The sequence below is a fragment of the Halomonas caseinilytica genome (assembly GCF_001662285.1).
Taxonomy (GTDB): Bacteria; Pseudomonadota; Gammaproteobacteria; order Pseudomonadales; family Halomonadaceae; genus Halomonas; species Halomonas caseinilytica.
Genome location: NZ_BDEO01000008.1, coordinates 1 through 20278, shown reverse-complemented (window position 1 = coordinate 20278; position 20278 = coordinate 1). Strand labels below are relative to the sequence as shown.

The window sequence follows — 20278 nt, the reverse complement described above, 5'->3', positions numbered from 1 at the left end:
ACATTGGTCTTATGCCTTGCCCGGGGCTGCCGGCGGCGGCTCGACGATGAACCGGCCTAGGCCGGTGTGTCGCGGCCCAGCAAGGCATCACGGCAGGCATCCGGTACTCGCACGTCGATCGCCACGGGCAGGTGGTCGGAGAACAGGTGCTCGAGCACCTCAACGCGGTCGGCCTGCAGGGAGTCGGACAGCAGGATGTGGTCCAGGGCACGACGTGGCTGCCAGGAGGGGTAGCTGAGCGGTGGCCGTACCGGATGCAGTGGCAATGACTCGCGGAAACGCGCATGGGCGTGCAACTGGTCGGGCGTGCAGTTGAGATCTCCCATTACCACCACGTGGCGCAATGGCTGGACCAGCTCGCTGAGATAGTCGAGCTGGCGCACTCGGGCACGATGGCTCAGTGCCAGGTGTGCGACGAACAGGTGCAGGGCGTCCGGGCCCTCGCCGAAACGGGCATGGATGGCACCTCGACCGGGCATCGGGCCGGGCAGGCTGTGCTCTTCGATATGCTGGGGCGACAACCTGGAAAGCAGGCCATTGCTGTGCTGGGCGAGCTGGCCCAGGTTGCGGTTGAGCTGCTGGAAGTGATGAGGAAAACCGGCGCGGCTGGCCAGGTACTCGACCTGGTTGACCCGGCCTGAGCGGAAGCTGCCGCCGTCGACCTCCTGGAGGCCGACGACGTCGAAGCGACTCAACACCTCGCCGATCATGTCGAGGCGCTTGAGGCGTCGCGGGTGGGGCAGCAGGTGTTGCCAGCTCCGCGTCAGATAGTGATGGTAGGCCGAGGTCTGAATGCCTACCTGCAGGTTGAAGGTCAGCAGCTTGAGATGGCCATCCTCCAGAGCCGGCCATCGCACCTCGGCCAGGGATGAGCCCATCGTCAGTTCGCTCGCTCCTCGCGCACCTTGTCCACCAGCTCACCGGCGATCCGGGGCATGTTGTCGAGACTGCCGGCGCTGCTCGGCGTCACCACGTAACGGCCATCGACGATGAGAGCGGGAACGCCCATCAGCTGCATGTTGCGCATGCGTGCATGGGCCTGGTTGACCTGGCTCTTCACGCCGAAGGAGTCCAAGGCCTCCAGGGCCTCGTCCTTGCTGACCCCGTAATCGCTGAAGAAGGTCGCGATCTCCTCGGGATCGGTCAGCTGGCGTCCCTGTTCATGGATGGCATCGAAGAAATCGCCATGCAGATCTTTCTGGATGCCGAGCTCCTTGGCGGCGTAGAAGGCGGCGGCGTGCTTGTTCCAAGCGCCGCCCATGGTGGCCGGCATGCGCTCGAAGACCACATCGTCGGGCAGTCCATCGACCCAGGCATTGAGCGTGCTTTCCAGGTCATAGCAGTGAGGGCAGCCATACCAGAACGCTTCGGTGACCTCGATCTTGCCATCCTCGACATGGGTCTTCACCGGCTCCTCGAGGGTGCTGTAATGCTGGCCTTCCACCGGGGGAGCAGCCATGACGATGGTGGACAAGCCGAGGCCCGCCAGGGCAACCATCAGGGACTTGAGCATGATGCGAATCTCTCCTTGCATGAATCGGGTTCCGACGTGAGCCATCGGTATGGCATCGCCGGATTGGAGTCCGACGCGGCGCGGTGGTTCCCCTGGCGCCGTTGCCGGAGTGCCCGGCGCGGGCAGGCCAGGCTCAATGCAGGCCGAGCAAATAGTTGGCCAGGGCATTCATGTCACGTTCGCTCAACTTGGCGGCAATGTCACGCATGATGCCGTTGGGGTCGTTGTCGCGACTGCCCTCGGCAAAGGCCTTCAGGGCGGCGATGGTATAATCGGTCTTCTGGCCCGACAATGCTGGATAAGCCGCACTGCCGATCCCGGCGCCGGTGGGGGTATGGCAGGCGCTGCAGGCGGGCAGTCCGCGTTCCAGGTCGCCGGCACGATACAGTTCGCGGCCGTGGGCCACCAGTTCCTCGTCGGGATCGGCCTGCCCCAGGGCAGGTGCCTGCTCGGCATAGAAGGCGGCCACATTGCGAATATCCTGATCGGAGAAGTCCTCCAGCTGCCCGGTCATCTGAGGCACTTCACGGACGCCGTCGCGGATCTCCTCGAGCTGCTTGACCAGATAGGAGGCCTTCTGGCCGGCGAGGTTGGGAAACAGGCCGGAGGGACTGATGCCGGTCTGGCCGTGGCAGGCCGCACAGGGCTGAGCCTTCTCGCGTCCGGCGTCGGCGTCCGCCTCCCTGACGGTGTCCGCCGCGGCGGCGTTCCATGCGGCCATGAGGATGACCAGGCTTGCCAGTAGCTGTCTCATCGCTGTCCCACTGTTGTTGTCTTGCCATGTCATTGTCTTGTACCGACCGTCGTGGCAGTCGGATCATGATGGCAGTCGACGCGCGTCACGCCGGTCGTCGCTGGCGCGGGCCCGGTGATATAATGCCGTCGCCCGGGTCGCAGACACATGATGCTGCAGTATAACGGAGCCCCCGGAACGCGGAAACGACGCCGGTTTCACGCTGTCCCCGACCAACATCAGGAACTGCCATGTCGCGACTCAACTACCAGGCTGCCCGTTTTCTCACCAGTGCGCCCACCCTGGCGAAATGCCCGGCGGATACGGGGGCCGAGGTCGCCTTCGCGGGCCGCTCCAACGCCGGCAAATCCAGCGCCATCAACGTCCTGACTCGCCAGAAAGCCCTGGCGCGAACCTCCAAGACCCCCGGACGAACCCAGCTCATCAACTTCTTCACGCTGGGCGATGACACCGAGCTGCGTCTGGTCGACCTGCCTGGTTATGGGTATGCCAAGGTACCCGATGCCGTCAAGCTGGAGTGGCAACGCCACCTGTCCGATTATCTGCAGCACCGCACTTCGTTGCGTGGCCTGGTATTGCTGATGGACGTGCGTCATCCGCTGACCGAATTCGACCAGACCATGCTCGGCTGGGCCGATGAGCAGGACATGCCCGTGCACATCCTGCTGACCAAGGCCGACAAGCTGAAGAGCGGTGCCGCCAAGAATGCCCTGCAGCAGGTACGCTCCCAGTTGCGCGAATGGCAAGACCTGGTGTCCATCCAGTTGTTCTCGGCGCTCAAGAAGCAGGGCATTGAGGAGGTGCATGCACGCCTGGACGACTGGCTGCTGAGTGAACGCCAGTAAAAACTGGCTGCACTCGGCCATGCGGCGTTAATCGCCGTCTTAGAAGGTTCATTGAAGGCCAGTAATCAGCAGTTGTGGCTGGCAGGCGTCGAGTGAGCGCCGGGGACAAGGTGGAGGCGAGGGTCATCCGCCATGGGTGAGGCGCATGCCGCCGAACGGGCTGGCCAGGGGGGGCCAGCCCGGGTCCCGCAAGCGGAGCAGGAAGCGGGAGCGCTGCAGGGCGGATGTCGCGCCCATGGATGGGGTTACAGCGCCCTCGCGGAGGCTTGTCCCCGGGAAGGCTCACTGGCCGATACGATGTCCTACTCCCGCTCCATCCACTCCAGCAGGTCCGGTAGTTCCCTGACATGCTCCAGTCGATACGCGCCCTTCGGCATCGGGGTGTCGGCCGGGGCGTGCGGGGCGATCCAGGCCGCGCGCATGCCCAGCCGGATCGCCGGCAGAATGTCCTCCTGCCATGAATCTCCCACGTGCAGGGCCTGTGCCGGCGTTGCCCCCAGGCGGCTGAGCGTCGCCAGGAAGGGGCGAGCGTCGGGCTTGGGGGCAGGCATCTCGCCGGCGGCGATGACCACCTCGAAGTGACGCGACAGCGCCAGGCGATGGAAGGCCAGGTTGCCGTTGGTGATGGCGCCCAGGCGGTAATCCTGCGCGAGGGCTTCGAGCAAGGGCTCCGCTTCGGGATAGGGCGCAACCTCCAGGCGTAGTGCATGGAAGCGCGCCATGGTGAGCGAAGCCCAGAGCCAGGCTGAGGCCCGCGACAGACCGAAGGCTTCCAGCAGCTCGACCAGGGTGCGTTCGCGTATCCAGGTGAAATCCCCCCGCCGCAGCGGATGTTGCTCGGCGAGGCGTCGGCGATGGGTCTGGTAGTGGGTGATCGGCATGGCCTCGGCGAAACGCCGCGGCGTTTCGCCATGGGCGGCGAGCCAGTCGGCCAGCTGTTCGTCGAGCCAGGCGTAGTGCAGTGCTTCGGTGCGGGACATCACGCCCTGGTTGTCCCAGAGGGTGTCGTCGAGGTCGAAGGTCAGGGCGCGAAGCCGGGTATCGTGTCGGTTCATGTGTCGTCGGGGTCGCGTCGGCGGCGGGCACGAGGGTGGGCAGCGTCGTAGCCGGCCGCCAGGTGTTGCCAGTCGAGTCGCGTATAGACCTGGGTGGTGGAAAGGTTGGCGTGACCGAGCAGTTCCTGGACCGCGCGCAGGTCCTGGCTGGATTCGAGCAGATGGCTGGCGAAGGAGTGGCGCAGACGGTGCGGATGCAGGTGCTCGGCGAGTCCGCGGGTGAGAGCCAGGTGCTTCAGACGCTGCTGGATCGCTCGATGGCCGAGGCGATGGCCCCGGATACCGACGAACAGGGCCGGCTCATCGTCGGCCGCCAGGGCGCCTCGCAACGGCAGCCAGGCGGTGAGTGCCTGGTCGGCGCGCCGGCCCACCGGTACCTGGCGCGGTTTGCGGCCCTTGCCGAGCACGCGAACCCGCTGGGCATGGAGGTCGTCGAGATCGAGCGCGGCCAGTTCGGCCAGGCGCAGGCCGCTGGAATAGAACAGTTCCAGCATGGCCTGGTCGCGGCATGCCAGGGGCGAGCCGTCATGGGGCGTGTCGAGAAAGTGCGCGAGCGCATCGACATCCACGGGACGAGGAAGGTCGCGGGGTACGCGCGGGGTGCGGACCAGCGACACGGGATTGTGGTCCAGGTGCCCCTGGGCCATCAGGTGTTCGGCGAAACGAGACAGGGCCGCGCGGCGCCGGGCCAGGCTGCGCGGCGCTAGGCCCCGGGCGCGTTCGCCGCCGAGGAAGCGGCGCAACAAGGCGGCATCCAGCGCGGCGGGCTCCCCGAGGCCATGGCGGTCGAGGAATTCGAGCAGCGCCGTCAGATCCCGGCGGTAGGCCTCCACCGTGCCCGGGCTGGCGGTGCGTGCGAGGTCGCCGAGAAAGGCCTCCGCTTCTCGACCGAGCGGCGTCGAGGCGCCAGGCACTCTAGCCATGATCCGAAGGCGTCGGTCGTGCCAGCAGCCGGGCGACCACATCCCCGACGTATTCGGTGAACAGGGTATCCATGCTGGCGCGGAAATGGTCCGGCGCGGGACTGGCCAATACCAGATACCCCAGAGGCTCACCCACGGCGAGGCGCGTCAGGGCGCAGGAGCCGCCTTTCTCGGGGGCCGGGACATGAGGCAGCAGGCGTTGCCAGTCGGAGCGCGTCAGCCGGGTGCAGCGGCTGGTGCGGTTGTCGAGCAGGCAAGACAGACGCTGTGTCGTATGGTCATCGAGGACGTGACGCGGTGGTTGAGGGGGGTGGGCCTCTCGGTCAGTGAGCGCGGAAGAACACCACAGGGCCACCGCCGGTGTCTGGAAGTGCTCGCTCAGTTGAGTGGCCAGGGCTTGCCCCAGGGCATCGCCGTCCTCGGCTTCCAGCAGTGCCAGGATCAATTCGCGCGTGCGCCGATACTGAGCCTCGTTGTGGCGAGCGGAATCCAGCAGTTGCTCGAGGCGGCCTTCGGCATGCTCGGCGCGGCTGCGCAGGTCGGCCACCAGGCGCTCGAGCAGTGACGTCGCGCCCCGGGCCTCGGGATGCGGTACCCGGAGCTGCTGCAACAGACCTTCACGGCCAACGAAGAAATCGGGATGCCGGGCCAGCCACTGGGCCACGACATCCGGGTCCAGGGTCTTGCGTGGCTCGGGAGCGGCTCGGGTCATGGCGGGATCTCCTTGGTGTGCGGTCGGGCCTGGACGTCAGTTGATGACCACGCGTCCATCGAAGACGCGCTCGGCGGGGCCTGTCATGATCAGGTTGGCCTCGGCGTCGGGCCAGTCGACCCTCAGCTTGCCGCCGGGCAAGTGCACGGTGACCGGGCTTTCGAGCAGCCCCTGGCGAATGCCGCAGGCCACGGCGGCGCAGGCGCCGGTTCCGCAGGCCAGGGTTTCGCCGCTGCCCCGCTCGTAGACCCTCAAGCGTATCTCGTGTGTGGATACGACCTGCATGAACCCCGCATTGACCCGTCTGGGGAAGCGGGGGTGTCCCTCGATGGCCGGTCCCAGGGTCGCCACCGGCGCGGTCGCCACATCATCCACACGCAGCACCGCATGAGGATTGCCGAGCGAGGCGACGCCGATCGAGAGTTGCTGCCCATCCACCTCAAGGTCGTGCAGGGGACGGTCGCCGTCGGCGTCGAAGGGCAGTGCCTGGGGATCGAAGCGAGGCTGGCCCATGTCCACGCTGACACGACCGTCGTCCCCGATGACCAGGGTCAGGGGGCCGCCGGCCGTCTCGACATGGATCTCGCGCTTATGCGTCAGGCGCTGGTCGAGCACGAACCGGGCGAAACAGCGGGCGCCGTTGCCGCAGTTTTCCACTTCGCTGCCGTCGGCGTTGTAGATCCGGTAACGAAAATCCATGTCCGGATCGCGGGGCGGCTCGACCACCAGCAATTGATCGAAGCCGATGCCGAAGCGCCGGTCGGCCAGCTCGCGGATCTGCTCGTCGCGCAATCGGGCTCGCTGGGTAACCAGGTCGACGACCATGAAATCGTTGCCCAGGCCGTGCATCTTGGTGAAATGCAGCAACATCAGGGTGTCTCTCCCCCGGTCGTCGCGTCGTCCGGCAGCGTCATCTCGCCCGCCCAGAGGTCCTCCAGGCGCTCGCGGCGGCGGACCAGGTGAACCTGGTCACCATCCACCATCACCTCCGGCGGACGCGGGCGGCTGTTGTAGTTCGAGGCCATGACAAAACCGTAGGCGCCGGCGGAGCGTACCGCCAGCAGATCGCCGGCGGCGATGCCAAGGCGGCGCTCCTTGCCGAGGAAGTCGCCGGTCTCGCAGACCGGGCCGACAACGTCGTAGGTGTCCGTCTCTCGTGCCTGACGGGTATCGACCGGCAGAATCGCCTGCCAGGCCTGATAGAGTGCCGGGCGGATCAGGTCGTTCATGGCGGCGTCGACGATGGCGAAGTTCCTGGTTTCCCCGGGCTTGAGGAATTCCACCCGAGTGAGGAGAACACCGGCATTGGCGGCGATGGAGCGCCCCGGCTCGAACAGCAGCGTCAGCCGCTCGCTGCCCGGCCAGCGCGACAGCCGCTCGAGCAGCGAGGTGGCGTAGTCGAAGGGCTGGGGCGGGTTCTCGTCCTGATAGGGCACACCGAGTCCTCCACCGAGGTCGAGATGCTCGACCTCGATGCCGATGTCGCGCAGGCGTTCGAGCAGGGCGAGCAGGCGATCCAGGGCATCGAGGAAGGGCGAGAGCTCGGTGAGCTGGGAGCCGATGTGGCAATCCAGGCCGGCGATGCGCACATTCTCCATGGTGGCGGCCTGACGATAGACCTCGAAGGCCTCGTCCACCGGGATGCCGAACTTGTTGTCCTTCAGGCCGGTGGAAATATAAGGGTGGGTGCCGGCATCGACATCCGGGTTGACGCGCAGCGACACCGGCGCCACCTGGCCGAGCCCTCGGGCCACGGCGTCGAGGCGTTCCAGCTCGGCCCGGGATTCGACGTTGAAGCACTTGATGCCGACCTCGAGCGCCCGGGCCATCTCGTTTTCCTGCTTGGCGACACCGGAGAAGACCACCTTGGCGGGGTCGCCGCCGGCGGCCAGCACGCGTTCCAGCTCGCCCACCGAGACGATGTCGAAGCCGGCGCCAAGGCGTGCCAGCAGGTTCAGCACCGCCAGATTGGCGTTGGCCTTGACCGCATAGCAGATCAGGTGCGGGTGGCTGCCGAGCGCTTCGGTGTAGGCGCGGAAATGGCGTGCCAGGGTGGCCTTGGAATAGACGTAGCAGGGCGTGCCGAACGCGTCGGCGATCTGCGTGAGGTCGACATCCTCGCCGTGCAGGACACCGTCCCGATAGTCGAAATGATCCATGTCTAGTCGCCTTCTTCGTCGGCGGCCCGCTCGGGCGTGGTGGTGTCGTCGCGTTCGGTGGCGCTCTCGTCAGGCGGAGCGTAGCGCTCGGCCGCGGCCTCGTTGTCGGGCTGATAGAGCGGTCCCTTCTGACCGCAGCCGGCCAGCAAGACGGCCAGCAACAGGAGGATGGGCAAGCGGCGCATCAGTCACGGCTCCTCAGCGCGGTGAGCGCTTCGCGGGCCCGTTGGGCCGCGGCGCGGACCTGGTCGGGGGCCGTGCCGCCGATATGCTGGCGAGCCGCCACGGAACCTTCCAGGGTCAGGACCTCGAAGACGTCTTCGTCGATCGCCGAAGAAAAGCCCTGCAGTTCCTCGAGGCTCATCTCCGAGAGGTCCTTGCCCTCGCGCAGGCCATGGGCCACGGACTGGCCGACGATCTCGTGGGCATCGCGGAAGGCCACGCCGCGGCGCACCAGGTAGTCGGCCAGATCGGTGGCGGTGGAGAAGCCCTTGCGAGCCGCCTCGAACATGTTGTCTGCCTTGGCTTCGATGGCCGGCACCATGTCGGCGAAGGCCTTGAGGCAATCCTGCACGGTGGTGACAGTGTCGAACAGCGGCTCCTTGTCCTCCTGATTGTCCTTGTTGTAGGCCAGCGGCTGCGACTTCATCAGCGTCAGCAGGCTCATCAGGTGGCCATAGACCCGGCCGGACTTGCCGCGCACCAGCTCCGGCACATCGGGATTCTTCTTCTGCGGCATGATCGACGAGCCGGTGCAGAAGCGGTCGGGCAGGTCGATGAAGTCGAACTGGGCGCTGGTCCACAGCACTAGCTCCTCGCTCATCCGCGACAGGTGCATCAGCAGCAGGCTGGCGAAACTCGTGAACTCGATGGCGAAGTCACGGTCGCTCACGGCGTCGAGGCTGTTCTCGGCGGGACGCTCGAAGCCCAGCAGCTCGGCGGTGACGTGGCGGTCGATGGGGTAGGTGGTGCCGGCCAGGGCGGCGGCCCCGAGCGGCAGTACGTTGACGCGCTTGCGGCAGTCGAGGAGGCGCTCATGATCGCGGGCCAGCATCTCCTGCCAGGCCAGCAGGTGGTGGCCGAAGGTCACCGGCTGGGCGGTCTGCAGGTGGGTGAAACCGGGCATGATGGTGTCGGCCTCGCGGTCGGCCAGCTCGATCAGCCCCTCGCGCAGCCGGGCCAGCTCGGCGGCCACGGTGTCGATCTCGTCGCGCAGGAACAGGCGGATGTCGGTGGCCACCTGGTCGTTGCGGCTGCGGCCGGTGTGCAGCTTCTTGCCGGTGATGCCGATCTTCTCGGTCAGGCGCGCCTCGATGTTCATGTGCACGTCCTCGAGCGCCACCGACCATTCAAAGCGGCCGTCTTCGATCTCGGCGGCGACCTCATCCAAGCCGCCGAGGATGGCGTCGCGCTCATCCTCGGTGAGCACGCCCACCCGGGCGAGCATGGTGGCATGGGCACGCGAGCCCTGAATGTCGTGCAGGGCCAGCCGGCGATCGAAGTCGACAGAGGCGGTGAAGCGGGCGACGAAGGCGTCGGTGGGCTCGCTGAAGCGGCCGCCCCAGGACTGGTTGGTGCTGTTGCTCGTCTGGCTTGAGCTCATCGGGCTGACATCCTGCTGACTGTTCGATGGGTGACAGCGACGGCGATGCCTGGCCGCGCTGGTTGACATGCCGAAAGTGTACCAGAGTCCGGAGAACAGGCGAGGGGCGTGCGGGCCGGTGTTCCCGGAGGCGGCGATTTTTCCTGTTCCTTCCGGTACTTTATGATGATGGAAAATCATGTCATCACCACCGGGCCCGGTCGCGGCGGCGCCGCGACACGCGAACCGGTACGGGGGAACCAGGTGCAACAAGCCATGCAGACGCTGCGTATCGCCACTCGCAAGAGTCAGTTGGCCATGTGGCAGGCCGAACATGTCCGCGACCGTTTGATGGAGGTCCATCCGGAGCTGAAGGTGGAGCTTGTGGCCCTGTCCACGCGCGGTGACCAGATTCTCGACACGCCGCTGGCCAAGGTGGGAGGCAAGGGGTTGTTCGTCAAGGAGCTCGAGGAGGCGATGCTCGATGGCCGGGCCGACATCGCGGTGCACTCCATGAAGGACGTGCCCATGCAGTTTCCCGAGAGTCTCGGCCTGTCGGTGATCCTGGCTGGGGCCGAGCCCACCGATGCCTTCATTTCCCATCATTACGCCTCGATCGACGAGTTGCCCGAAGGGGCGCGAATCGGCACCTCCAGCCTGCGGCGGGGCCTGCAGATGCGCGAGCGCAGGCCCGACCTGGAAGTGTTGAGCCTGCGTGGCAATGTCCAGACCCGGCTCGGCAAGCTCGACGATGGCGAGTTCGATGCCATCCTGCTGGCCACAGCCGGCCTCAAGCGGCTGGGTCTCGAAGCACGTATCACCCAGGAACTGCCGCCCGAGGTCTGCCTGCCGGCCTGTGGGCAGGGCGCGCTGGGCATCGAGTGTCGCATGCACGATGCCGAGTTGATCGGCCTGCTGGCGCCACTCGACGATCCGGACACCGCCACTCGGGTACGTGCCGAACGGGCCATGAACACGCGCCTGGAAGGTGGCTGCCAGGTGCCGATTGCCGGCCATGCCGTATTCGAGGACGATGGCCAGACGCTCTGGCTGCGTGCCCTGGTCGGCAATCCCGATGGCACGCAGGTGTTGCGCGCCGAGGGCCGGGGTTCCATCCATGAACCCGAGGCACTGGGCATTCGCGTAGCGGAAGAGTTGCTCGACCAGGGGGCCGGGGACATCCTTGCCGAGGTCTACGGCGCCGGCTGATGATGAGCCTGCCGGTTGTGATCTGTCGCCCGGGTGCGCGTGCCGCGCCGTTGGCGGAGGCCATCGACGCCGAGGGCTTCGCCGTCGAGCGCGCTGAGGTCATGGCGCTGGAGGCGCTGCCCGAAACCCAGGCGATGCGTGCCGCCTGGCTGGATTTCGATCAATTCCGGCGGGTGGTGGTGACCAGCCCCTTCGCCGCCGAATGCCTCGCCGAGGCACTGGATCGCTATTGGCCACAGTTGCCTGTGGGGATCGAGTATTACGGTGTGGGGCCGAGTACCGCGGCCGCGCTGCACGATACACTGGGAGTGCGCGTGCATGTGCCGCCGAGCGGTAAGGAGCATTCCAGCGAGGCGCTGCTATCGTTGGGGTCGCTGCAGCGACTGACAGGGCAGCGTACCCTGCTGGTTGGCGGTGAGGGCGGGCGAGCGCTGCTGGGCGAGACGCTCGCTGAGCGCGGCGCACGGTTGACGCATCTGGCGGTCTATCGGCGACGTCTTCTCGAACCGTCGCCGACGCTACGGCACCGGCTGCGAGAAGGCGACTATCATGCGTTGGTGGTGAGTAGCGGAGAAATCCTCGAACATCTGGCAAGATGGTGTTCGTGTACCGCCTTGGACCAACCGTTAATCGTATCCAGTCACCGGTTGGCTACACTGGCCGGCACACTGGGGTTTCGTGTTCCCGTCGTGGCATCGGGAGCCACGCCCGCCGCACTCGCGGCCGCCGTGGCAAGGGCCCGGGACCCGAAAGAGGCCGATGTCGATCATGACGATCTCGAAAAGGGCTAGCGACAGATGAGCAAGCAATCACAAGATCAGGATGAACAGCAAGCGCCCTCCGGCGAAGCCCAGGGCGGTGCCGATGCAGGGACCACTGAGCGCCAGCCGGAAGAGAGCGGCAAGACCGGGGGCTCATCGTCGCGCCGCTCGCGTCGACGTGGCAAGGGCGGTGGCACGTCCACGTCGTCTGCCGGGGCCGGTAGCACCTCCCATGATGCTGCTGGCGATGCCTCCACCGGGGAGGACGGAACGGGCAAGCCCGATGCCGCGAGTGGCACCAGCTCCTCGACCCAGGCGAGCGAGGCGGCGGTAGCGACCGCCAAGTCATCGGGGGAAGCCGAGAAGAAGCGCGATACCAAGTCGTCCAGTTCGACAACGTCGAGCGCATCGGCTTCTGCTGCCACGGCTGGCAGCAAGAGCACGACCGACAAGGGCACGACTCGGTCGACAAGCAGCAAGACGGATACGGGCAAGGCCGCGAGCGGCAAGACGGGTGCCGGTAACGGAAAATCAGGCGGCGGCAGTGATGGCAATAGCGGCAAAGGAGGCAAAGGAGGCAAAGGAGGCAAGGCCGGGGTCCTGGCCCTGGTGCTGGTGATCCTGCTGGCGATTGCCGTCGGTGTGTTCGGCTGGCTGGGGTGGCAGCGCCTGCAAGGCCAGCAGCAGCGTCTGGCCGAGTTGCCCGAGCAACCGGCGACTCAGGCACAGGTGGACGATCTGTCGAAGCAGCTGCAGAGCGCCCAGAGCGAGCGGAAATCGGCAGCCGACTCGCTGCGTCAGGAGTTCGAGACGTACCGCAGCGATGTCAACGAGAACCTCGACAAGGTGCTCGAGCAACTATCTCGGGAGCAGCAGACCGACGAGCGGGATTGGCTGCATGCCGAAGCCGCTTATCTGCTGCGCCTGGCCAATCAGCGGCTGCAACTGGAGCGGGATGTCGAGGGCTCCGCTGCCCTGTTGCGCACCGCCGATGCCCGTCTGAAGGAAGCCGATAATCCGGCGTTGATGCCCGTGCGTCGCGAGATCGCCTCGGAGCTGGCCGCGTTGCGTTCGGTGCCACGTGTCGATCGCACGGGCCTGTTCTTGACGCTCAATGCCCAGCAGGAACAGATCGCCGGCCGTCCCCTGGCTCAGGATGTCGAGGAGATCACCGGCGATGCGTCCATCGAGGAGGCACCGTCCGGTGGCTGGCAGAAGCAGCTGTCGAAAGTCGGCGAGGAACTCAAGGATCTGGTCACGGTGCGCAAGCACGATGAGGCCTTGGAGGCGCTGATCTCGCCGGAACAGGAGTCCTACCTGCGTCAGAGCGTGCGTCTGGTGCTGGAGCAGGCCCAACTGGCGCTGCTCAAGGAAGAACAGGAACTGTATGACGCCAGCCTCGACAAGGCGTTGAAGCTGATTCGTGGCTACTACGATACCGATGACAGCGGCGTCCAGGGCGTTCTGTCGCAGCTCGAGGAGCTCAAGGGACGCAGTATTCGCCCTGAGTTGCCGGATATCAGCGGCTCGCAGCAGGCGTTGCAGACATTCATCGAGAACCGCTTCGAGGCGGGTGGCGACGGCCAGGGAGACGAGGCATGAGGAAGCTGATTCTGATCGTGGTCGTCGGCCTCGCGATCGGGGCGCTGCTCGGCCAGTTGATGATGTCGGTACCCGGCTATTGGCTGGTGAGGGTCGGCGACACCTCCTACCAGACCACCTTCTGGTTCGGCCTGGTACTGCTGCTGGCGGCCTTCGTGGTGTTGCACTTCTTGCTGAGGCTGATCATGCGTCTGTCGCGGCCGGTCAGCCGCTTCAAGGGCTGGAGCAGCCGGTCGCGCAATCGCAGCGCCATGCGGCGCACCGTGCGAGGCCTGGTGGCCCTGGCCGAGGGGCGCTGGAAGCGCGCCGAGAAGGCGCTGGTCAAGGCCGCCGACGATTCCAGCACACCCTTGGTCAACTACCTTTCCGCCGCTCTGGCGGCCCATTACCAGGGGCGTTACGAGCAGGCCGATACCCTGCTCAAGCGAGCCCACCTGAGTACCGAGGGCGCCGATACGGCAGTGGGCATGATGCAGGCCCAGTTGATGCTGGATCGCCAGCAGTATGAAGAGGCACTGGCGATCCTGACGCGGCTGGACCGCCATCTGCCCAATCACCCGCAGGTGCTCAAGCAACTCAAGCAGGCCTACCTCAGCGTCAGCGACTGGGAAGGGCTACGGCGCCTGATGCCTCGCCTGGGCGCCCAGCAGTTGATTTCCCAGGAAGAGCGCGAGCAGCTCGAACAGCGGGCCTATCGCGAATTGATTGCCCAGGAGGCACGGGATGCCGGCGATATCGAGCAGGTGCGCACCCTCTGGGCGGATATGCCCGATCACCTGCGCGGCAATGTCGATTTGATCGTGCTCTATGCCGAGGCGCTGGTGCGCGGGGATCAGCAGGCCATCGCCGAGCGCCTGCTGCGCCAGTCGCTCAAGGAGCACTGGGACAGCCGTCTGGTATTGCGCTACGGGTTGCTCGAGGTCGACGCGGCGCGTCAGCTGGTGGTGGCCGAGAAGTGGCTGCAGGAGCGTCCCAATGATCCTGACCTGCTGCTGACCCTGGGGCGTCTGTCGTTGCGCAATGCCTATTGGGGCAAGGCACAGGAGTATTTCGAGGCCAGCCATCGTCAGCGTCCCAGTGGCGTGGTCTGTGCGGAACTGGCGCGGCTCTATGCCAGCCTGGGCGAGCACAACAAGAGCCAGCTCTACTATCGGCAGAGCGTCGAGCTGCTCGACAAGTCGCTTCCTTCGCTGCCACAGCCCACCGAACCGGAAGATACGTTGTCGAAAGGCGCGCGCAAGGCGTCCTGACACTCGCCGATGGCGCTTCGGCGATACGACTTGTGACGGGGCGGCCTTCGGGCCGCCCCGTCGTCGTTTACGGCATCGCTGAGCGTTTCGATCCGGCATGACGAGGCACGCCACCGGCGAGCTCGTCAGTGACTCGGGGGCGGCAAGCGTCAGGGTGACAAAAGATCAGGAAGCGAAAGGGTCAGGGCGAGAAAGAGGCAGATGAGAGACGACAAAGGGCCGCCTTCCGGCGGCCCTTTGTGGCGTTGTTGTGAGTGGCCCTCGCCGCCATCGCGGCGAGGGAGGCGGCATCAGGTGCCGCCAGGGTTGCCGACGCCGCCGTCGTCGTCCTGGTTGTGCACCTCTTGCGATACCGGCGGTGTGGTACGCGTCGGTGTCTCGGGATGCTTCGGCTGACCGGCGGGGCTGCCGTCGATGGTGAAGTCCTGCTGCATGATGCGCAGGTTGGCCGGCGGTGCACCGCCATCCTTGTCCGCCCCGAAGTAGAGGGTGGTATGCGGGAAGGGAATCTCGATACCGGCTTCGTCGAAGTGATACTTGACGAGTCGGTTGTAGGCGCGACCCACGGCCCATTGCATGCCAGGCGTGGTCTTGATGCGCACCCGGATGTTCACCGAGCTGTCGGCCAGGGCGATCACGCCAGCCACTTCCAGCGGTTCGAGGAGGTTGATCTTCTGTTCCTCGTCCTCGGCCAGGTCGTCGAAGGCGGCATTCAAGGCCTGGATCGCCTCATCGATGTTCTCGCGATAGGCAATGCCGTACTCGCCAACATGATAGGCGAATTCGCGCATATAGTTGGACACGGTATCGACGCTGGAGAAGGGCACGATGTGGTAGGTGCCGCTCAGGTCGCGGAGACCCACCGAGCGAATGCTCAGGCGCTCGGCGGTACCGGTGATGCCGCCGAGCGTGACCACGTCACCGACATTGAGGGCATTCTCCACCTGGATGAAGACACCGGTGATGATGTCCTGCACCAGCTTTTGTGCGCCGAAGCCGATGGCCAGGCCGAGTACCCCGGCGCCGGCGATCAGCGGGCCGATATTGATGCCGATCTCGGCCAGCACCACCATGATGGTCACGGTGATCAGGGTGATGGCGATGGCATTGCGGAACAGCGAGAGCAGCGTCTGGGCACGCGAAGACGGCTCGCCGCGGCCGGTGGCCGGATTGAGCTTGTGCTCGATCAGACTGGCCAGGACCAGCCAGATGGCTAGAGCGACCAGCAGGATCACGGCGATGCTGAACAAGCGTGCGACCAGGCCGCGGCCCGCTTCGGAGGCGTACCAGCCGGCCAGATCGAAGACCTGCCAGGCGTTCAGCGACACCATCACCACCAGGATCAGCAGGACGATGCGCACGACGCGCAGCGCCTTGGGAATGTAGGCGTTGAGTCGTCCTTCCAGCAGCGGCAGCTTCTGTCGCAGGTCATCCCTGAGCGTCACGCGCCGGCCGATGGTCTGGGTCAGGAGCTTCGAGAGCCAAAGCCCGATCAAGACGGCGGCCAGAGTCTCCAGCGTTGCTATCAGCACGAAGGGCAGGGCATCGGTGGGGCGCGTCAGGGTCAGCACCAGCACCATGAAGAAATAGGCGATGGCCAGCAGGTGCCAGATGCGTCCCAGCAGGGTCAGCGCGACGCGCGAAGCGGACAGGCTGGCCCGGGCCGCCTGCCGATGCAGGGCATCGCGCAGGCGCTGACGATTGCGCAGGACCACGCCGACGGCATAGATGAAGGCCCCGATCATGATCAGGGTGCCGACGCTCTGGCCGAGGGTCGGCGAGAGATAGGCGCTGATCAAGGGCACGACCACCATCAGGCCGTAACCGGCCAGGCCGATCAGGCGCGCGATCCAGCGATTCCAGTACGAGGCATCCCTTGCCGCCACGGGCAGCAGACGCAGGCCCTCATAGCGCGAAGCGAACAGCATGCGCACGCCGGCCTTGAGCAGCTCGATCACCAGGAAGGCATTGAGGAACAGCGAGGCGCGAGTGGTCAGTTCACCGCTTTCTCCCACCACGAAGGTGGCCAGCAAGTTGCCGCCGATATAGGCCAGTGCCACGACCAGGATGTCGACCAGCGCGGCCAGGGCCACACAGATGACCAGTCGGAGCAGCGGCTGGAGTGCCGGACCGTTCATCGACCAGAGACTCAGGCGGGCGAACAAGGGGCGCACCAGCCGTCGGATGATCAGGAACAGCGCGAAGGTGGCCAGGATGACCAGGCCCAGGTTGATGGCAGCGCTGGTCACCACGGCCAGGTCGATGGAGGCCCCTTCTTCGCCACCGGTGAACAGGTTGGCCAGGCTGCTGTACAACAGGCTGGCCTGCAGGCCGATGTTACCGGCTGCGTGACTGGTGAGCTCTGCCAGGCGGCGTGGCAGGGAGGGTTCCTTTACCGCGGGAGCCGTGCTGGTGTCGGCCTGCTCCTCGGTCGTATTGGCATCGGCCATACCGCGCAGCTGATCGATGAGCTGTTGGCGCGTCTCGGGATTCTCGAGCATATCGGCCAGGGCGGCATTGGCCGGAGCATTGGCTCCGGGATCCGACGACTGCGCCAAGGCCGGGCCTGCGAACGCCAGCAGGGCGATCACCAGCCAGCCGAGGGCCAGGGGTAGGAGTCGTGTCTTGCTCACGCTATGGCCTCCGTGTCAGGGCGTTTGAGTGAGTGAAGCGTGGGAGTTCGATAAAGGCCGGTCAGGCTATCACAGAGGGGTATTCTGACATGACCCTAGAGCAGTGTACGAAACTTATACAAGAGAAGAATACGTGGGCGTGGTGCGGAGGTGGCGTCGGCTGTCTGGTGGCCATTCACTGGCTTCGCTAACATGACGGCGCACAATCGGAGGAGATCACGATGACACTCGGCCCGCTGAATTGGCTACTGGTGGTGCTCGGCGGCGCTTTGGGCGGCATGGCACGCCTGGCCGTCACGGAGCTGACGGCCCTCTGGTGGGGGCGCACTTTCCCCTGGGGCACCCTGGTCGTCAATCTGGGCGGCACGCTGGGCATCGGCGCTCTGGCCGCCCTGGTGGGCTGGCCCGAGGCCGGCGCGGTCGGCTGGACGTTCCTGGCCGTCGGCGTGCTGGGTGGCTTTACCACGGTTTCTTCCTTCAGTCTGCAGACCCTGACGCTCTTTCAGGAGGGGCGAAAGAACGCCGCCCTGCTCAACATCATGGCCACTCTGGTGCCGGGTGTCGCCATGGCGGGCCTGGGCTGGTGGGCCGTGGGAGGTGGCGTATGACCAGCTGGCGCGGTTATCTATCCGTCGGGTTGGGCAGTGGTCTGGGAGCGGCCCTGCGGCTGCTGGTTGCTCAGGGGGCGTGGGCGTTATGGGGCAGCGCCTTCGTCTGGGGGACGTTGGTCGTCAACCTGGTCGGTTCCTGGCTGATCGCCGCCTTCGCCGCCCGGGCCTCGCACCGTATCAGCGGGCATGCGGCGCGCTGGCAGCCTTTCCTGGTCGCCGGCTTTTGCGGCGGCTTCACGACCTTTTCGCTGTTCGGCCTGGAGACCTTCCATCTCCTGAACACCGGCCATCCCTGGCTGGCGCTGGCCTATGGTGTCGGCAGTGTGCCCTTGTGGCTGGGCGCGGCCTGGCTGGGGCAGCGGGTCGGCACACCCTCGTGACTCGAGCAAGCCTCCCCTGAGCGGCGTGCCGGCCGGTCTTCACGCCTTCTTCTTGTTTCGAGCAGCGTTCTTCGCCTGTGCCTCGGTGGGCGTTGCGTCGCCATCGCCGGCCTGGCGGGCGGTGAAATGCTCGCGTACCAGCTTCAGCAGGCCCTGGGTGGAGCCGTCGAAGTCCTGGCTCTGCTCGTCGATGCGCTCGCTGATCTCGCCGGCAATGCGCTTGCCGAGCTGGACGCCCCACTGATCGAAGGAATTGATGTTCCAGATCACGCCCTGCACGAAGACCTTGTGCTCGTACAGGGCGATCAGGGCGCCGAGGTTCTTCGGCGTCAACTCGTCGAGCAGCAGGGTACTGGAAGGCCGGTTGCCCGGACAGCTGTAGGGGTCGAGCCGGCTCCCCTCCTGGCTGCCCTCCATGAAGGCGTTGGCCTGGGCCAACATGTTGGTGAGCAGCGCGAAGTGGTGATCCTCGACCCCCGGTTCCGGCTTCAGCGAGGCGATGAAATCGATCGGCACGTAGCGAGTGCCCTGGTGGAGCAGCTGGAAGAAGGCGTGCTGGCCGTTGGAGCCGGTTTGCCCCCAGACGATGGGGCCGGTCTTGTAGTCGACGGGGTGGCCGAAGATATCCACCGACTTGCCGTTGGACTCCATGTCGAGCTGCTGGAGGAAGGCCGGCAACTGATGCAGTGCCTGATCGTAGGGCACGATGGCATGAGTCTCGGCGCCCTGGAAGTTGATGTACCAGATGCCGATCAGCGCCATCAGCACGGGCATGTTGGCGCTGTTGGGCGCATTCAGAAAATGCTGGTCCATTTCGTGGGCACCTTCGAGCATTTCCATGAAGCCGTCAAAGCCGATGGAGAGCGCGATGGGCAGCCCGATCGAGGACCACATCGAGTAACGCCCGCCGACCCAGGCCCAGAATTCGAAGACATTCTCCTCGCGAATGCCGAATTCCATGGCGGCCTTGCGATTGGTTGAGGCGGCGACGAAGTGGGCGCCCACGTCGGCGTCCTCGCCAGCGTTCTCCAGGAACCAGCGACGCGCCGTCTTGGCGTTGAGCAGGGTCTCCTGGGTGGAGAAGGTCTTGGTGGAGACGATGAACAGGGTGGTGGCCGGGTCCAGGCGCGACAACACCTTCTGAATGTGGGTGCCGTCGACGTTGGAGACGAAGTGGAAGTTGATCTCCGGGTGGCGATGCTTGAGCAGGGCCCGGCAGGCCATGTTGGGGCCGAGGTCGGAGCCACCGATGCCGATGTTGACCACGTCGCGGATGCGTTCGCCGCTGTAGCCCTTCCACTCGCCGCTGCGCACTTCCTCGGAAAAACGCCTGATCTGCTCACGGGTGCGGTGGATCTCCGGCATCACGTCCTGGCCGTCGACCATCAGCGGATCGTCGCCCAGGTTGCGTAGTGCGGTATGCAGCACCGGACGGTTTTCGGTGACGTTGATGATGTCGCCGGAGAACATCTGCGCGCGGCGCTGGACCAGTGCGGAGTGGTCGGCCAGTTCGAGCAGCTTGTCGAGCACCGCATCGGAGATGTGATGCTTGGAGTAGTCGAGGAAGAGGCCTCCGACCCTCAGGCTCATGCGCTCGAAGCGTTGCGGGTCGGCAGTGAAGTAATCGCGGATGCGGTCGCCGGCGGTCTGGGCCTGGAGCTGTTTCAGGGCTTGCCAGGTGACGCTGCGAGTGAGCTGAAACATGCCAATGTTCCTCTCGGTTATCGTGCGTTGTTGTCGTGCATCGGTGGCGTTATGTCAGGGATTGCGGGCCGACACCCAGCTGCCGGCATCGGGCACGGTCATCTCGTAGTCCCGGTCGAGCAAGGGCGAGCTGAGCAGGAAATCCGCGCTGGCCGGATTGCAGGCCACCGGGATGTTCCACAGGGCGGCCAGACGCAGCAGGGCCTTGACGTCCGGGTCATGGGGCTGGGGCGCAAAGGGGTCCCAGAAGAAGACCAGCAAATCGAGCCCCTGCTCGGCGATGCGGGCGCCGATCTGCTGGTCGCCGCCCAGCGGGCCACTCATCAAGGGTTCCACCTCGAGCCCCAGCTGGCGCGAGATGCGGTTGGCCGTGGTGCCGGTGCCGATCAGTTCGTGCTCGGCCAGGGTATCCCGCCAGCGCCCGGCCCACTCGAGCATCTCTTCCTTCTTGCCGTCGTGGGCGATCAGGGCAATGCGCTTGCGGGCCGGCAGGGTGCGGCGGACGTTGCGTTGCGGGCGTGCATCAGGCATGGCGGTTCTCCACGGCCAGGATCTTCAGGGTATCGGTGCCGCCGTGGGCGTTCA

Annotated in this window: 20 protein-coding genes; 7 read left to right on the top strand and 13 right to left on the bottom strand. The window is 65.8% G+C overall.

Features of this window, described 5'->3' with window-relative positions:
* Positions 1 to 56: 56 nt before the first annotated feature.
* The 3 genes from HSDC_RS10045 to HSDC_RS10035 form a co-directional block, all read right to left on the bottom strand.
* Positions 57 to 878 carry an endonuclease/exonuclease/phosphatase family protein gene (locus HSDC_RS10045; RefSeq protein WP_064699818.1) on the bottom strand — a complete coding sequence of 274 codons (822 nt, stop codon included), beginning with the start codon at positions 876 to 878 and terminating at the stop codon, positions 57 to 59.
* Between the two features lie 2 nt (positions 879 to 880).
* Positions 881 to 1513, bottom strand: coding sequence for a thiol:disulfide interchange protein DsbA/DsbL (locus tag HSDC_RS10040; RefSeq protein WP_064699817.1), 633 nt, complete (start codon positions 1511 to 1513; stop codon positions 881 to 883).
* A 133-nt stretch (positions 1514 to 1646) separates the two neighbouring features.
* The gene (locus HSDC_RS10035) at positions 1647 to 2267 is read right to left on the bottom strand and encodes a c-type cytochrome (RefSeq protein WP_064699816.1); all 621 of its coding nucleotides are present in this window, start codon (positions 2265 to 2267) and stop codon (positions 1647 to 1649) included.
* A gap of 230 nt (positions 2268 to 2497) precedes the next feature.
* Here HSDC_RS10035 and yihA point away from each other — a divergent pair, with 230 nt between their 5' ends.
* Positions 2498 to 3112: a ribosome biogenesis GTP-binding protein YihA/YsxC gene (gene yihA, locus HSDC_RS10030; protein ID WP_064699815.1), complete on the top strand. Its 615-nt coding sequence runs from the start codon at positions 2498 to 2500 to the stop codon at positions 3110 to 3112.
* Between the two features lie 302 nt (positions 3113 to 3414).
* Here the strand turns inward: yihA and HSDC_RS10025 are convergent, their stop codons facing one another.
* Genes HSDC_RS10025 through argH form a run of 7 tightly spaced genes read right to left on the bottom strand, consistent with a single transcriptional unit; the run spans position 3415 to position 9564 of the window.
* Positions 3415 to 4167 (bottom strand): HAD family hydrolase, encoded by a 753-nt coding sequence (locus HSDC_RS10025; protein ID WP_064699814.1) that lies wholly within the window; start codon positions 4165 to 4167, stop codon positions 3415 to 3417.
* A complete protein-coding gene (locus HSDC_RS10020) occupies positions 4164 to 5090 on the bottom strand; it encodes a tyrosine recombinase XerC (protein WP_064700000.1) in 927 nt (308 codons plus the stop codon). Before HSDC_RS10020 ends, HSDC_RS10025 begins: the two co-directional genes overlap by 4 nt.
* Positions 5083 to 5802 carry a DUF484 family protein gene (locus HSDC_RS10015; protein WP_064699813.1) on the bottom strand — a complete coding sequence of 240 codons (720 nt, stop codon included), beginning with the start codon at positions 5800 to 5802 and terminating at the stop codon, positions 5083 to 5085. The genes HSDC_RS10020 and HSDC_RS10015 overlap by 8 nt, the downstream gene beginning before the upstream one ends.
* A 36-nt stretch (positions 5803 to 5838) precedes the next feature.
* Entirely contained in the window at positions 5839 to 6672 is an 834-nt protein-coding gene (dapF, locus tag HSDC_RS10010) for a diaminopimelate epimerase (protein WP_064699812.1), read from the bottom strand.
* Positions 6672 to 7961: a diaminopimelate decarboxylase gene (gene lysA, locus HSDC_RS10005; protein ID WP_064699811.1), complete on the bottom strand. Its 1290-nt coding sequence runs from the start codon at positions 7959 to 7961 to the stop codon at positions 6672 to 6674. Before lysA ends, dapF begins: the two co-directional genes overlap by 1 nt.
* 2 nt (positions 7962 to 7963) lie before the next feature.
* Entirely contained in the window at positions 7964 to 8146 is a 183-nt protein-coding gene (gene lptM / locus HSDC_RS10000) for an LPS translocon maturation chaperone LptM (RefSeq protein ID WP_064699810.1), read from the bottom strand.
* Positions 8146 to 9564, bottom strand: coding sequence for an argininosuccinate lyase (gene argH / locus HSDC_RS09995; RefSeq protein WP_064699809.1), 1419 nt, complete (start codon positions 9562 to 9564; stop codon positions 8146 to 8148). Before argH ends, lptM begins: the two co-directional genes overlap by 1 nt.
* 255 nt (positions 9565 to 9819) lie before the next feature.
* Between argH and hemC the strand changes: the two genes are divergently transcribed.
* From hemC to HSDC_RS09975, 4 genes are read left to right on the top strand one after another with little or no spacing between them, the layout of a single operon-like run.
* Positions 9820 to 10752: a hydroxymethylbilane synthase gene (hemC, locus tag HSDC_RS09990; protein WP_064699999.1), complete on the top strand. Its 933-nt coding sequence runs from the start codon at positions 9820 to 9822 to the stop codon at positions 10750 to 10752.
* 2 nt (positions 10753 to 10754) lie between these two features.
* The gene (locus HSDC_RS09985; protein ID WP_064699998.1) at positions 10755 to 11543 is read left to right on the top strand and encodes a uroporphyrinogen-III synthase; all 789 of its coding nucleotides are present in this window, start codon (positions 10755 to 10757) and stop codon (positions 11541 to 11543) included.
* A 6-nt stretch (positions 11544 to 11549) separates the two neighbouring features.
* Positions 11550 to 13115 carry a uroporphyrinogen-III C-methyltransferase gene (locus tag HSDC_RS09980; RefSeq protein ID WP_064699808.1) on the top strand — a complete coding sequence of 522 codons (1566 nt, stop codon included), beginning with the start codon at positions 11550 to 11552 and terminating at the stop codon, positions 13113 to 13115.
* Entirely contained in the window at positions 13112 to 14365 is a 1254-nt protein-coding gene (locus HSDC_RS09975; protein WP_064699807.1) for a heme biosynthesis HemY N-terminal domain-containing protein, read from the top strand. Before HSDC_RS09980 ends, HSDC_RS09975 begins: the two co-directional genes overlap by 4 nt.
* Before the next feature lie 290 nt (positions 14366 to 14655).
* On the opposite strand, the gene ybiO is transcribed toward HSDC_RS09975, so the two are convergent.
* Complete coding sequence (gene ybiO / locus HSDC_RS09970; RefSeq protein ID WP_064699806.1) at positions 14656 to 16998, bottom strand: mechanosensitive channel protein; 2343 nt, start codon at positions 16996 to 16998, stop codon at positions 14656 to 14658.
* 221 nt (positions 16999 to 17219) lie between these two features.
* On the opposite strand from ybiO, the gene crcB reads away from it, so the two are divergent.
* Both crcB and HSDC_RS09960 read left to right on the top strand, forming a co-directional pair.
* Positions 17220 to 17606 carry a fluoride efflux transporter CrcB gene (crcB, locus tag HSDC_RS09965; RefSeq protein ID WP_064699805.1) on the top strand — a complete coding sequence of 129 codons (387 nt, stop codon included), beginning with the start codon at positions 17220 to 17222 and terminating at the stop codon, positions 17604 to 17606.
* Positions 17603 to 17989 carry a fluoride efflux transporter FluC gene (locus HSDC_RS09960; protein WP_064699804.1) on the top strand — a complete coding sequence of 129 codons (387 nt, stop codon included), beginning with the start codon at positions 17603 to 17605 and terminating at the stop codon, positions 17987 to 17989. The genes crcB and HSDC_RS09960 overlap by 4 nt, the downstream gene beginning before the upstream one ends.
* Positions 17990 to 18028: 39 nt before the next feature.
* Here HSDC_RS09960 and pgi read toward each other — a convergent pair whose 3' ends face one another.
* Together pgi and HSDC_RS09950 are read right to left on the bottom strand one after the other, a co-directional pair.
* Entirely contained in the window at positions 18029 to 19693 is a 1665-nt protein-coding gene (gene pgi / locus HSDC_RS09955) for a glucose-6-phosphate isomerase (RefSeq protein ID WP_064699803.1), read from the bottom strand.
* Between the two features lie 54 nt (positions 19694 to 19747).
* Positions 19748 to 20224, bottom strand: coding sequence for a methylglyoxal synthase (locus HSDC_RS09950; RefSeq protein WP_064699802.1), 477 nt, complete (start codon positions 20222 to 20224; stop codon positions 19748 to 19750).
* Between the last annotated feature and the right edge of the window lie 54 nt (positions 20225 to 20278).